This window comes from Pseudomonas palmensis, assembly GCF_017848315.1.
Lineage (GTDB): Bacteria > Pseudomonadota > Gammaproteobacteria > Pseudomonadales > Pseudomonadaceae > Aquipseudomonas > Aquipseudomonas palmensis.
This window is the reverse complement of record NZ_JAFKEC010000033.1, coordinates 16,093-28,957: the sequence shown is the minus strand read 5'-3', so window position 1 is coordinate 28,957 and position 12,865 is coordinate 16,093. Positions and strand designations below refer to the sequence as shown.

12 protein-coding genes are annotated in these 12,865 nt (G+C 64.7%); 5 read left to right on the top strand and 7 right to left on the bottom strand.

What is annotated here, in order from left to right:
- The first annotated feature begins 47 nt into the window (after positions 1–47).
- Positions 48–935 carry an EamA family transporter RarD gene (rarD, locus tag JZZ72_RS17215; protein ID WP_043862930.1) on the top strand — a complete coding sequence of 296 codons (888 nt, stop codon included), beginning with the start codon at positions 48–50 and terminating at the stop codon, positions 933–935.
- Here rarD and JZZ72_RS17210 read toward each other — a convergent pair.
- Entirely contained in the window at positions 898–2,469 is a 1,572-nt protein-coding gene (locus tag JZZ72_RS17210; protein WP_210014755.1) for a TerC family protein, read from the bottom strand. The genes rarD and JZZ72_RS17210 overlap by 38 nt on opposite strands.
- Before the next feature lie 269 nt (positions 2,470–2,738).
- On the opposite strand from JZZ72_RS17210, the gene JZZ72_RS17205 reads away from it, so the two are divergent.
- A complete protein-coding gene (locus JZZ72_RS17205; RefSeq protein WP_058540672.1) occupies positions 2,739–3,332 on the top strand; it encodes a LysE family translocator in 594 nt (197 codons plus the stop codon).
- A 65-nt stretch (positions 3,333–3,397) separates the two neighbouring features.
- Here JZZ72_RS17205 and JZZ72_RS17200 read toward each other — a convergent pair whose 3' ends face one another.
- A complete protein-coding gene (locus tag JZZ72_RS17200) occupies positions 3,398–4,180 on the bottom strand; it encodes an AraC family transcriptional regulator (protein WP_058540671.1) in 783 nt (260 codons plus the stop codon).
- Between the two features lie 136 nt (positions 4,181–4,316).
- On the opposite strand from JZZ72_RS17200, the gene JZZ72_RS17195 reads away from it, so the two are divergent.
- A complete protein-coding gene (locus tag JZZ72_RS17195) occupies positions 4,317–4,868 on the top strand; it encodes an RNA 2'-phosphotransferase (protein ID WP_058540670.1) in 552 nt (183 codons plus the stop codon).
- Here the strand turns inward: JZZ72_RS17195 and JZZ72_RS17190 are convergent.
- Entirely contained in the window at positions 4,865–5,413 is a 549-nt protein-coding gene (locus JZZ72_RS17190) for a helix-turn-helix domain-containing protein (protein WP_043862935.1), read from the bottom strand. The two genes, JZZ72_RS17195 and JZZ72_RS17190, sit on opposite strands and share 4 nt — an antisense overlap.
- 161 nt (positions 5,414–5,574) lie before the next feature.
- Here JZZ72_RS17190 and JZZ72_RS17185 point away from each other — a divergent pair, with 161 nt between their 5' ends.
- A complete protein-coding gene (locus JZZ72_RS17185; protein ID WP_043862936.1) occupies positions 5,575–6,357 on the top strand; it encodes an aldolase in 783 nt (260 codons plus the stop codon).
- 25 nt (positions 6,358–6,382) lie between these two features.
- Entirely contained in the window at positions 6,383–7,267 is an 885-nt protein-coding gene (locus JZZ72_RS17180) for a dihydrodipicolinate synthase family protein (RefSeq protein WP_100633914.1), read from the top strand.
- 83 nt (positions 7,268–7,350) lie between these two features.
- Here the strand turns inward: JZZ72_RS17180 and JZZ72_RS17175 are convergent, their stop codons facing one another.
- The 4 genes from JZZ72_RS17175 to JZZ72_RS17160 form a co-directional block, all read right to left on the bottom strand.
- Entirely contained in the window at positions 7,351–9,579 is a 2,229-nt protein-coding gene (locus JZZ72_RS17175; protein WP_210014754.1) for a TonB-dependent siderophore receptor, read from the bottom strand.
- Positions 9,580–9,729: 150 nt separating this feature from the next.
- Positions 9,730–11,148 carry a short-chain fatty acid transporter gene (locus tag JZZ72_RS17170; protein ID WP_104573086.1) on the bottom strand — a complete coding sequence of 473 codons (1,419 nt, stop codon included), beginning with the start codon at positions 11,146–11,148 and terminating at the stop codon, positions 9,730–9,732.
- A gap of 143 nt (positions 11,149–11,291) precedes the next feature.
- The gene (locus JZZ72_RS17165; protein ID WP_054915387.1) at positions 11,292–11,948 is read right to left on the bottom strand and encodes a CoA transferase subunit B; all 657 of its coding nucleotides are present in this window, start codon (positions 11,946–11,948) and stop codon (positions 11,292–11,294) included.
- A gap of 36 nt (positions 11,949–11,984) precedes the next feature.
- On the bottom strand, positions 11,985–12,683 hold the full coding sequence (locus tag JZZ72_RS17160; protein WP_104573085.1) for a CoA transferase subunit A: 699 nt from the start codon (positions 12,681–12,683) through the stop codon (positions 11,985–11,987).
- Positions 12,684–12,865: the final 182 nt, after the last annotated feature.

The following is a 12,865-nucleotide window of genomic DNA, read 5'->3' as shown; positions in this document are numbered from 1 at the left end:
CATGCGCGCTCACCACTTCCCTACCCCTTCGTGCTCCCGAGGCCCCCTTGTCCAGAGGCATCGTTTCATCGGTCATGGCGTCGTGTCTGTTCGCCCTGATGTACTACTACACCTCCTTGCTCACCCCCCTCGACGGCGAGGAAATCTTCGGTTGGCGCATGCTGCTGACCCTGCCGTGCATCACGCTGTTCATGCTGCTGTCCAAGGACTGGCCACTGGCAATCGGCGTACTGCAGCGCATCCGGCGCAACCCGCTGCTGTTGCTGGGGCTGGTGGGTACCTCGACATTGATGGGGCTGCAGCTGTGGGTGTTCCTGTGGGCACCGCTGCACGGGCGCAGCATGGAGGTATCGCTGGGGTACTTCCTGCTGCCGCTGACCATGGTGCTGACCGGGCGGGTGGTGTATGGCGAGCGCCTGTCACGCCTGCAGAAGGTCGCCGTGGCCTGCGCCGTGGTGGGGGTGGGGCATGAACTGATACGCCATGGCTCGTTCGCCTGGGAAACCCTGCTGGTGGCCGGCGGCTACCCGTTCTACTTCATCTTGCGGCGCAAGTTGCGCACCGATCACCTGGGCGGGCTGTGGGCCGACATGTGCCTGATGATGCCGCCCTCGGTGTACTTCATCGTGCAGGGCCCGCTGAGCGCAGCCGACCTGCTGGCCCACCCGCAGCTCTATGTGCTGATCCCGATCCTGGGCGTGATCAGCGCCCTGGCGCTGGTCACCTACGTGATGGCCAGCCGTCTGCTGGCGTTCAGCCTGTTCGGCCTGCTCAGCTATGTGGAACCGGTGCTGCTGGTGGCGGTGGCCCTGATCCTGGGCGAGAGCATCGCCCCGGACCAGTGGCTGACCTACCTGCCGATCTGGCTGGCAGTGGTGGTGCTGGTGCTCGAGGGGGTCAGGCACCTGCTGCGTCAGCGGCGGCGTTCGGTGTAAGCCGTACCTGCCGCACCCGGCGCTCCTGCACGGCCTCGACGGTCATCAGCCAGTCGCCCCAGGTCAGTTGATCGCCCACCCGCGGCAGGCGGTCGAGCAGGCTCATGACCAGGCCGGCGAGGGTCTGGTAGTCCTCGGTGGGCTTGGCCGCAAAGCCGATCTGCGCCTGGATCTGGCGCAGGTTCAGCGCGCCGTTGACCAGGTAGCCGTCCGGCGCCTGCACGATGCCCGGCCCTTCGACTTCACTGGCATCGGGCAGCTCGCCGGCGATGGACTCGAGGATATCGGTCATGGTCAGCACGCCGGTGAAGTCGCCGAATTCGTTGACCACGAAGGCGATGTGGGTCGACTGGCTGCGCATCTGCTCCAGCGCGTTGAAGATGCTGAAACTCTCCAGCAGGTTCAGCGGCGTGCGCGCCAGGCGCTCCAGATCCGGCTCGTGACCGGCCAGCAGCTCCCTGAGCAGCTCCTTCTTGTGCACGAAGCCCAGCGGCTCCTCCACCCGCCCCTGGCGAATCAGCGGCAGGCGCGAGTAGGACGAATGCATCAGCGCGGTACGGATCGCCTCCGGCGGTTGCGCCAGGTCGATGAAGTCGACTTTGGCGCGCACCGTCATCAGCGTTCTGATGGGGCGTTCGGCCAGGTTCAGCACGCCGCTGATCATCACCCGTTCGCGGCGGTCGAACAGCACCTGTTCATCGCCATCCTCGACCAGGTCGGCGATGTCCTCACCCACCTCGTCGGCCTGCAACCGGCGCCCGCCCAGCATGCGCATCACCGCGTGGGCGGTGCGCTCGCGCAATGGCCGGTGCTGTTGCAGGCTGCGCTTGCGCCGGGCGCGGGCCAGCTGGTTGAACAGCTCGATCAGGATCGAGAAGCCGATTGCCGCGTACAGGTACCCCTTGGGTATATGAAAGCCCAGGCCCTCGGCGGTGAGGCTGAAGCCGATCATCATCAGAAAGCCCAGGCACAGCATGATCACCGTGGGGTGGGCGTTGACGAAGCGGGTCAGCGGCTTGCTCGCGACGATCATGATGCCGATGGAGAAGATCACCGCGATCATCATGATCGACAGGTGCTCGACCATGCCCACGGCGGTAATCACCGCGTCCAGCGAGAACACTGCATCGAGTACCACGATCTGCGCCACGATCGGCCAGAACGCCGAATGGCGCGCCGGGCCCTGATGGTGGGCGACATGCCCTTCGAGACGCTCGTGCAACTCCATGGTGGCCTTGAACAGCAGGAACACACCGCCGAACAGCATGATCAGGTCACGGCCCGAGAAGCTCTTGTCGAACACCTCGAACAGCGGTGCGGTCAGCGTCACCATCCACGAGATGCTGGCCAGCAGGCCCAGGCGCATGATCAGCGCCAGCGACAGGCCGATCACCCGCGCGCGGTCGCGCTGATGGGGCGGCAGCTTGTCGGCGAGAATCGCGATGAACACCAGGTTGTCGATACCCAGTACCAGCTCAAGCACGATCAGCGTGGCAAGGCCCAGCCAGGCCGTGGGGTCGGCTAGCCATTCCATGGGCAGGTACTCAGGCGGGAAACGTCACGGGGACGGGAAAGGGAGGATGGCCAGGACGGCCGGGTACTGGGAGGCTCCGAGAACGAAGTCATATCAACCTTGGGTCAATTAGGGACGGTGATCCTACAATTTCAGCTGACTTTTCTCACAGCGTGAAATTATTTCAATCTGTGGCAAAACACCCGCTGCGGCACAGGGCAATTTCCTTCAATACCCCACCGACCTTCCCGCCTACCCTCGCTGCACCCTCCCCCTCAAGGATCTGCCGCATGAGCCTCAGCCTTTCCATGGCCGCCTTCGCCCTGGCCGCCTCCATTTCCCCTGGCCCGGTCAACATCGTTGCCCTGGGCGCCGGCGCACGGCATGGCTTGCGCCCGGCCATGCGCCACGTTACCGGTGCCACCCTGGGGTTCATACTGCTGCTGGTACTGATCGGCCTGGGCCTGCACGAGGTGCTGCGCCACTGGCCAGGCCTTGCCGTTGCCCTGCACTGGGCCGGGGTGCTGTTTCTGCTGTACATGGCGTGGAAGCTGGCCCGCGACGACGGCGCGCTCGGTGAAGGGCGTGATACCCACGCACCCAGCCTGCTGCGCGGCGCTGCCATGCAATGGCTCAACCCCAAGGCCTGGCTAGCCTGCGTGGCGGGCATCGGCGCCTTCGTGGGCCAGGGCGAAACCGCCCTGCTGGGCCAGTTCAGCCTGATCTACCTGGTGATCTGCTACCTCTCGCTGGGCTGCTGGGCGCTGGCCGGCAGCCTGATCCGCAGCTACCTCGACAACCCGCGGCGCCTGCGCCTGTTCAATCGCAGCCTGGCCGCCCTGCTGGTGCTGAGTGCGCTGTACCTGATGCAGGGGTCTGTATGAAAAAGACGAAGGTCAGGCTGTTTTCAACCCAGCATCACCGAGTATCAAGGCTTTTCGTACAGCGCCTAGGCTGAGCGGTAATGCCCGGGCGTCGCAGCCAGGTGCTGCTTGAATGCCCGTTGCAGATGCGCCTGGTCGGCAAACCCGGCCTCCAGCGCCACCTCGGCGATCAGCCGGCCTTGACGCAACTGGGCGCGGGCGTACTGCACGCGGCAGTCCAGCACAAAGCCGTGCGGGGTCAGGCCGTAATGCTGCTTGAAGGTGCGGATCAGATACGAGGTGGACAAGCCGGCCGCCTGGCTGATGTCTTCGAGCTTGAGCGGTTCGGTGCAATGTGCGCGAATGAATGCCGCCGCCCGCTCCAGGCGCGCATCCGGCCTGGCCAGCGGCGGTGGCGCTGCCTCCAGCTGCTGGCGCAGGTCGCCGAAGAACGCTTCGGCAGCCGCCGCCTTGCACGCCGCGCCACGCTGGTTGTCGATGAGCATGTCGTACAGCTGCAACAGGGCCTCGAACAGGGCCGGGGCGGTACTCAGGGTGGCAGCGACCGGTGCGAAGCCAAGGCGGGTCAGCCACGGCATGTCCACGTACAACATCAGGTACGACCACGGCTGGTCGGCGATCGGGTTGCAGGCATGCACCACACCGGGGTTCATCATCACCACCGTGCCGGTCTCGACCTCGCGCCAGGTGTGCCCGCTGAGGTAGGAGCTGCGCCCGGCAGTGATCGCACCGATGGAGAACCCGGCATGGGAATGGCGCGCATAGCAGACCTTGCGACCGTCTGCGACCCCGCGCGCCTCGATGAAGGGCAACGCCGGGTCACGCCAGAAATACGAGGTGGTGGTCATCGCGTGCGGGCCTGTGGGCAGTGGAACAACCCGCACTCTATCAGGCTTCAAGGCGTGCCACTGCCCCTTGCGCACCGCTCGTCGTCACTCGCGCGCCCTGATAAGCTGCCGCGCAGACCGTTCAAGGAAGGCCCGCATGAGCAGCAAGCACTTCACCGAAACCAGCAAATTTCTCAGCTACGTGCTGCGTCACGCCCCCGAATCCATCGATCTGCAACTGGACAGCGAAGGCTGGGGCGATGTCGATGCACTGATTGCCGGCGCCGCTCGCCAGGGCCGCGCGCTGGACCTGACGCACCTGCAGGCGGTGGTGGCCAGCAGCGACAAGAAACGCTTCGGCCTGTCGGACGATGGCCGCAGGATTCGCGCCGTACAGGGGCACTCGACAGCGACGGTCGAGCTCCAGTACGCGCCCAAGGCGCCGCCTGCCGAGCTGTACCACGGTACGGCAACGCGCTTTCTCGACTCGATTGCCCAACAGGGCCTGATCGCCGGCAACCGTCACCACGTGCACCTGTCCCACGACCCCGAAACGGCCATTGCGGTCGGCCAGCGTTACGGTTCACCGGTACTGCTGCACATCGATGCAGCGGCAATGCACGCCCAGGGCCTGGCGTTCTTCCAGGCCGACAATGGCGTATGGCTGACGGCCCACGTGCCGGTGGCGTTCATTCGACAGCCCGGTTAAACCGGCGAGTCGGCGTCGTGCACCACCACCAGCAACTGCGCCTGCACCGCCCCGACCGAGCGTAGCCGGTGCGGTGTCTGGGCATTGAAGTGCAGCGCATCGCCGCGCTCGAGCAACACCCGCTCGTGCATGAAGTCCACCTCCACCTGCCCTTCGTGCACGAACAGGAACTCTTCGCCCAGGTGCTCCTTGAACGTCGAGTCGCTGAAGTCCGCCGGCGGGCAGATGATGAACGGCAGCAGGCTGCGCTGGCCGATATGCTGGGCCAGCACCGCGTAGCCCGGCCCTTCGGCGCTGCCGGACAACGCCTGGCGTTCACCCCGGCGTACCAGGCTGTAGCGCGCCTGCGCAGGCTGGTCTTCGGCGAACAGTTCTTCCACGTTCACGTTCAACGCCCGCGCCAGTTTCAGCGCCGCCGCAATCGAAGGGGTGTTCAGACCCCGCTCCACCTTGGACAGGTAGCTCTTGGTCATGGCCGTTTTCTCGGCCAGCGTCTCAAGCGTCAGCCCAAGTTTTTTTCTTAATACTTTCAATCGGATAGACATTTAACGCCGCTATTCCCGGTGCAATGGGCAACCTTTCCCTTGCCAATGACACTTTGTGTCATATAGCCTTGTTTGTGTCATGAGGTTGACCACCCCGCTCACCTTCCAAGCAACCGGGGCGGGCCAGCCCTGACGTCCGATCCGCCACCGAGGAAACCCCAATGGCCAAGACATTAGCACTCCCCAAGGACCAACTGGTCAAGCAGGCCCTGGAACAGATGCAGGGCTCGCTTGCCGATAATACGTGGACTGTGCGTGAAAAGCTGGCGCTGACCTGCCGAATCCTGTTCGACAACGGCCACGACTCCGGCCTGGCCGGGCAGATCAGTGCCCGCGGCCCGCAACCGGGCACCTTCTACACCCAGCAACTAGGGCTGGGCTTCGATGAAATCACCGCCAGCAACCTGCTATTGGTCAACGAGGACCTGGAGGTGCTCGAAGGCAGCGGCATGCCCAACCCGGCCAACCGCTTTCACAGCTGGGTGTACCGCGCACGCCCGGATGTGAACTGCATCATCCACACCCACCCGACCCACATCGCCGCGCTGTCGATGCTCGAGGTACCGTTGCAGGTGTCGCACATGGACCTCTGCCCGCTGTACGAGGACTGCGCGTTTCTCGAAGGCTGGCCCGGGGTGCCGGTGGGCAACGAGGAAGGCGAGCTGATCAGCGCGGCGCTGGGCGACAAGCGCGCCATCCTGCTCTCGCACCACGGCCAGCTGTCGACCGGCGCCAGCATCGAGGAAGCCTGTGTGATCGCGCAGTTGATCGAGCGCGCGGCGCGCCTGCAGTTGCTGGCGATGTCAGCCGGCCAGATCAAGCCCATCGAGCCGGTGCTGGGGCGCGAAGCGCACGACTGGATCGCCCGCCCCAAGCGCCACGGCGCGGCGTTCGCCTACTATGCCCGGCAGTGCCTGCGTCAGCATGCCGATTGCCTGAACTGAACCTGTTTTCTGCGGAGTGTTTTTCATGTCCACGACTTTTCACGGCATCATCGGCTACACCATCACCCCGTTCAGCGCCGACGGCACCCAGCTCGACCTGGCGGCCCTGGGCCGCTCAATCGATCGGCTGATCGAAGGTGGCGTACAGGCCATCGCACCCCTGGGCAGCACGGGCGAAGGCGCCTACCTGAGCGACCGCGAGTGGGACCAGGTGGCCGAGTTCAGCCTGGCGCACATTGGCGGGCGGGTACCGACCATTGTCAGCGTCTCGGACCTGACCACCGCCAGCGCCATGCGCCGTGCGCGCTTTGCCGAGGCCCATGGGGCAGATGCGGTGATGGTATTGCCGGCGGCCTACTGGAAGCTGAGCGAGGCCGAGATCCTGCAGCACTACCAGAGCATCGGCGACTGCATCGGCGTGCCGATCATGCTCTACAACAACCCGGCCACCAGCGGCACCGACCTGTCGGTGGAGCTGATCATGCGCATCGTGCGCCAGGTCGAGAACGTGACCATGGTCAAGGAGAGTACCGGCGACATCCAGCGCATGCACAAGCTGCAGCAGTTGGGCGAAGGCCAGGTGCCGTTCTACAACGGCTGCAACCCGTTGGCCCTGGAAGCGTTCGTGGCCGGTGCCACGGGCTGGTGCACGGCGGCAGCCAACCTGATTCCGGCGCTCAACCAGCAGCTGTACCAGGCCGTGCTGGGTAACGACCTTGAGGCGGCGCGAGCGCTGTTCTACCGGCAGTTGCCATTGCTGGAGTTCATCCTCAAGGGCGGCTTGCCGGCGACGGTGAAGGCAGGGTTGGCGTTGACCGGGCTGGAGGTGGGCGAGCCGCGCAGGCCGGTATTCGGGCTGGATGACGCCGGGCGTGAGCGGTTGCGCGGGTTGCTCGAACAGATGGGGTAAGGCCTTCTCACTGCCTCGGCGCACGGGATTGCCACGGCCAACAGGGCATGCATCGCCAGCCCTGTTGGCTCGGCTTCAGGGCGCTACAACCGCCAATCCAGGCTCACCGTCAGCGTGCGCGGATCCCCCCAGTACACCCCGTTGTAGAACCCCACGTTGTTGTAGTACCTGGTATCCAGCAGGTTCTTCACGTTCAAGGACGCCGACAGGTGTTCGTCGAACTCGTAACGGGAGATCAACCCCACCACCGTGTAGGACCGCTGGCGAATGTCAGCCGGCGCCGTGATGATCCGGCCATCGCTGCCTCGCCCCACCGGACGATTGCCGCTGCGGTAGATGTCGCTCTGCCAATCCACCGACCCACCCACGGTCAACCTGTCCATCACCCTGTAGGTGCTGTTCCAGCGCACCATGTTCAACGGCTGGGTGGTGTTGCGCCGCTTGTGCTCGGCATCCAGCGAGTGGGTGTAGCTGTAGCCCAGGGTCATGTTCCACCCCGCCATCACCTCGCCAGCGACCTCCGCCTCGAAGCCCTCCACGGTATTGCCCTTGCCGCCGGACTTGTAATACTGCTCGCCGTTGGGCCCTACCGGAATGGAATCGTCCACCTCGGCCACGTTGTCCTGCTTGCTGCGAAACACCGCCGTCGACAGGTTCAGGCGCTCGTCCAGCAGGCTGCCCTTCAGGCCCACCTCGTAGTTGCTGCCCACCACCGGTTCCAGGTACTTGTCGTCGACATCCTTGTAGTTCTGCGGCTTGAAGATGTCGGTGTAGCTGGCGTACACGGTGTAGTGGTCGGTGATGTCGTACAGAACGCCCGCATAGGGTGTCCACACGTCATTGTGGGTGCGGCTTGAGCGCGGGTTCTCCACCACCTGCCCCGCCGCATCGAATGCCCATGAGCGCCCCGTGACCTTCCAGCTGCCGTAGCGGCTGCCCAGCACCAGGTGCAGTGCATCGGTCACGTTCAGCCGGGTGGCGACATAGCCGGCCTTCTGCTGCGTGGTATCGCGCGAACCATCCAGGTTGGTCACGGTATCGGCGAACTTGTCTACCCCGCCCAGGTACTTCCAGTCGGGGATGGTCGTGTAGCCGGGCGGCAGGTCCAGGGGCCGCTTGAGCGGCGCGCTGTTGCGCCGCTGCGACTCGCCATAGCCGATCATGAATTCGTGCTCGCGCCCCAGCAGCGCAAAGGGCCCGCCCAGGTTGAGGTCGGCGGCGCTCATTTTCTCGTCGCCGATGAAGTGGCTGACCCAGGCATTCATGCCGCTGCGGTCGGCCTCGGGGAAGCCCTGGCCACCGAAGTACACCTTGCCGTCGGTTTCGCTCTGGCGGTAGGTGTAGGCGGCCTTGAGGTGCCAGTCGCCGCCCAGGCGCTGGTCGAGGGTGGCGAACACGGTCTCGTCCTTGAGCGGCCATGAACTCCACGGCGCCGAGATGTTGTTCGAACGCGGCAGCTTGGCCTTGCCACCGGAGGCGTTCCAGTACGGCACGGTGCCCCACGAGGCACCCTGTACATGCTTGTTCTGGTAGTCGTACCCCACCGCCAGCACGGTGTCGTCGCTCAGGTCGCCCTCGAGAATGCCGTAGGCCACCTCGCGCTGGGTCTGGTAGCGGTCGCGAAACGAATGGGCATCGCGGTAGGCCAGCACGCTGCGCCCGCGCAGACGGCCGTCGAAGGCCAGCGGCCCGCCCACGTCGACATAGCTGTAGTAGTTGTCGTAGCTGCCGCCACGCAGGCCGGTTTTCACCGCCAGCTCATGGGTGGGGCGCTTGCGCATCATGTTGATGGTGCCCGACGGGTCGCCGGCGCCGGTGGTCAGCCCGGTGGCGCCACGCACCACTTCGATGCGGTCGTAGATGATGGTGTCCGAGTCGGACTTGAGCCCCGCGAAGGTGTTGAGCATGCCGTCGATCTGGAAGTTGTCGATGGCATAGCCGCGCGAGTTGTAGGTGGGGCGCTCGGAGTCGTTGCGCTGCACCACCACGCCCGTCACCTGGCCCATGGCTTCGGAGAGGTTGTCGAGCTGGAAGTCGTCCAGCTGCTGGCGGGTCAGCACCGACATCGACTGCGGGGTGTCCTTGATCGACAGGTTCAGGCGGGTTGCGGTGCTCATGCTGCCGGTGGTGTAGGCCCCGGTGTTTTCGGTGGTGCTGCCCAGGCCCTGGGCACTCACGTTGGTCGAACCCAGCTCCAGCGCCTGGGGGGCGGCGTCGGGCAGGGGTTCGTTGTCAGCCAGTGCGACGGCGCTGCAGGCGGTGCCGTACAGGCCCAGTGTCAACGTCATGGAACGGGTAATCGGCGCGAACATCGCGGCCTTCTCCTTGTTTTACGACGGGAAATTCCGTTTAGAAATACACAGCGGGACATCATCGGATCACCCTTAATACGAATGCTTATCGATTTAATTTAGGCATGAAAAAGGCGATCCGAAGATCGCCTTTTTTACCCGCCGGATGCGCTAAGGCATCACAGGTGGCGTGTACTGCAACGTGGTGCCCAGCGCCCAGAGCAAGAACAGCACCAGCGGCACGTGCACCAGCAACTGCACGAACGAGAAGCCGATCAGGTCGCGCGCCTTGAGCCCCAGCACGCCCAGCAGCGGCAGCATGTAGAACGGGTTGATCAGGTTGGGCAGCGCCTCGGCGGCGTTGTAGATCTGCACCGCCCAGCCCAGGTGGTACTGCAGGTCGTTGGCCACCAGCATCACGTAGGGCGCCTCGATGATCCACTTGCCGCCACCGGAGGGAATGAAGAAGCCCAGCACCGCGGAGTACACGCCCATCAGCAAGGCGTAGGTGTCATGCGAGGCGATCTGCACGAAGAAGGTGGAGATATGGTGCGCCAGGGTTTGCGCGTCCACGCCCTTGACCTGGGTGAGGATGGCCGCGATCGAGCCGTACAGCGGGAACTGGATCAGTACCCCGGTGGTGGTCGGCACCGCACGGCTCACCGCATCCAGGAAGCTGCGCGGGCGCCAGTGCAGCAAGGCGCCGAGCATGATGAACAGAAAGTTGTAGGTATTGAGCCCCGAGATCGCGGTGATGGCCGGCTTGGTCGAGAACTCGTGGTACAGCCAGCCAGCCGCCAGGGCCACCAGCAGCAGGGTCAGCACCGGGCTGTATTCCAGCCATTCACCCGGGCGCGTGCGCTGCGCCGGTGGTGGTGCGCTGAAGCTGGGGTCGATGCCACAGGCCTGGGCATCGCGGGCACTCTGCGGGCCGGGTGCAGTGGCGTAGGCCACGATCAGCGACACGATGACCAGCGCCGCCAGCATCACGCCCGACTGCCAGAGGAAGATGGTTTCGGTGAACGGGATCACCCCGGTGATCGCCAGGATCGACGGCGGCAGGCTGGCCGGGTTGGCTTGCAGCTGCGCGGCCGACGAGGACAGGCCCAGGGCCCATACGGCGCCCAGGCCCAGGTAGGCGGCGGCACCGGCGGCGCGGTAGTCCATCTTCAGGTCGGTACGGCGCGCCAGGGCGCGTACCAGCAGGCCGCCGAACACCAGCGACAGGCCCCAGTTGAGCAGCGAGGCGACCATCGATATCAGCGCCACCCAGCACACGGCCGAACGGCCGTTCTTCGGAATGCGCGCCAGGCGGTCGATGAGTTTCACCGCCGGCGGCGAGCTGGCCACCACATAGCCGCCGATGACCACGAAGGCCATCTGCATGGTGAAGGGGATCAGGCTCCAGAACCCGTCACCGAAGGCGGTGGCGGTATCGAGGGGTTTGGCGCCCATGGCCAGGGCGGCCAGTGACACCAGCACCACGGCCAGGGCGGCGAACACCCAGGAGTCGGGGAACCAGCGTTCGGCCCAGTTGGAGCAACGCAGGGCAAAGCGGGCGGAGCGGCTGTCTTGGAGTTCGGCGGCCACGGGATTTTCCTTCTTATTGATTTTTTTTGAACGGCTGAAGGCCCCTTCGCCGGCAAGGCCGGCTCCTGCACAGGAATGCGTGGTTCCCTGCAGGAGCCGGCCTTGCCGGCGAAGAGGCCAGCACAGGCAAGGCGGTTATCAGCCTAGAACGTCATCTCTTTCACATCATCGGCCACGATCAGCTTGCCGGCGGTCTTGGCGACGATCTCTTCCACGCTCACCCCCGGCGCTGTCTCGCGCAGGATGAACGCGCCATTCTCGATCTCAAGATAGGCCAGGTCGGTCAGCACCTTGCGGATGCAGCCGGCACCGGTCAGCGGCAGGCTGCAACGCGACAGCAGCTTGGACTCGCCGTCCTTGGAGGCATGGGTCATGGTGACGATGATGTTCTCGGCACCGGCCACCAGGTCCATCGCCCCGCCCATGCCCTTGACCAGTTTGCCCGGGATCATCCAGGAGGCGATGTTGCCCTCCACGTCCACCTCGAACGCCCCCAGCACGGTGAGGTCGACGTGGCCGCCACGGATCATCGCGAAGGACTCGGCCGAGTTGAAGATCGACGCGCCGGTGCGGGCGGTCACGGTCTGCTTGCCGGCGTTGATCATGTCGGCGTCCAGCTGCGCTTCGGTGGGGAATTCCCCCATGCCCAGCAGGCCGTTCTCCGATTGCAGCATCACGTCCATATCCGCCGGGACGTAGTTGGCCACCAGGGTCGGGATGCCGATGCCAAGGTTGACGTAGTAGCCGTCCTTGAGTTCACGGGCTACACGTTGTGCCATTTGTTCGCGGGTAAGTGCCATGCTCAGGTTCTCTTTGTTGTTCTGCGCGGGGTCGGGTCAGGCTTTGACGGTGCGTTTTTCGATACGCTTCTCGAACGTGCCGACGATGACCCGGTCGACGTAGATGCCCGGGGTATGGATCTCGGTAGGCAGCAGCACGCCTGGCTCGACGATCTCCTCGACCTCCACCACGGTGATCCTGCCGGCGGTGGCGGCCAGCGGGTTGAAGTTCTGCGCGGTGTTGCGGTACACCACGTTGCCGTAGTGGTCGGCCTTCCAGCCCTTGACGATGGCGAAGTCACCGGTGATGGCTTCTTCGAGGATGTACTTGCGCCCGTTGAATTCGCGCACTTCCTTGCCTTCGGCCACCGGGGTGCCGTAGCCGGTGGCGGTGAAGAAGGCCGGGATGCCGGCGCCGCCGGCGCGCATCTTCTCGGCCAGGGTGCCTTGCGGGGTAAGTTCCACTTCCAGCTCGCCGCTGAGCAGCTGACGCTCGAACTCGGCGTTTTCGCCCACATACGAGGCGACCATCTTGCGGATCTGGTGGTCTTCGAGCAGCACGCCCAGGCCGAAGCCGTCGACGCCGCAGTTGTTGGACACCACGGTCAGGCCGCGCACGCCACGGCGCTTGATCTCGGCAATGAGGTTTTCAGGGATGCCGCACAGGCCGAAGCCGCCTGCCAGTACGGTCATGTTGTCGGCAAGGCCTTCGAGGGCCTCTTCATAGGTCGCTACGCGCTTGTCCAGTCCGGCCATGCTGATTCGCCTTTTGTAGTTGTAGAACCGACGAGGGTCGTCGGAGAGCGTCTGGGGCCATCTTCGCCCTTGGCCACTCATTTGTTAATTTTGTTTTTTTGATGGATTGATTGGTTATTCAAATCAATGTCGATGCGGGTAGGCTTGACCCGCCACAAAACCCTAAAGGACAGTAGACCACC

What these genes read in the sequence shown, in the direction of transcription:
- JZZ72_RS17210 (WP_210014755.1), bottom strand. Translation starts at nt 2,469, where the DNA reads ATGGAATGGCTAGCCGACCCCACGGCCTGGCTGGGCCTTGCCACGCTG.
- JZZ72_RS17205 (WP_058540672.1), top strand. Translation starts at nt 2,739, where the DNA reads ATGAGCCTCAGCCTTTCCATGGCCGCCTTCGCCCTGGCCGCCTCCATT.
- JZZ72_RS17200 (WP_058540671.1), bottom strand. Translation starts at nt 4,180, where the DNA reads ATGACCACCACCTCGTATTTCTGGCGTGACCCGGCGTTGCCCTTCATC.
- JZZ72_RS17195 (WP_058540670.1), top strand. Translation starts at nt 4,317, where the DNA reads ATGAGCAGCAAGCACTTCACCGAAACCAGCAAATTTCTCAGCTACGTG.
- JZZ72_RS17190 (WP_043862935.1), bottom strand. Translation starts at nt 5,413, where the DNA reads ATGTCTATCCGATTGAAAGTATTAAGAAAAAAACTTGGGCTGACGCTT.
- JZZ72_RS17185 (WP_043862936.1), top strand. Translation starts at nt 5,575, where the DNA reads ATGGCCAAGACATTAGCACTCCCCAAGGACCAACTGGTCAAGCAGGCC.
- JZZ72_RS17180 (WP_100633914.1), top strand. Translation starts at nt 6,383, where the DNA reads ATGTCCACGACTTTTCACGGCATCATCGGCTACACCATCACCCCGTTC.
- JZZ72_RS17175 (WP_210014754.1), bottom strand. Translation starts at nt 9,579, where the DNA reads ATGTTCGCGCCGATTACCCGTTCCATGACGTTGACACTGGGCCTGTAC.
- JZZ72_RS17165 (WP_054915387.1), bottom strand. Translation starts at nt 11,948, where the DNA reads ATGGCACTTACCCGCGAACAAATGGCACAACGTGTAGCCCGTGAACTC.
- JZZ72_RS17160 (WP_104573085.1), bottom strand. Translation starts at nt 12,683, where the DNA reads ATGGCCGGACTGGACAAGCGCGTAGCGACCTATGAAGAGGCCCTCGAA.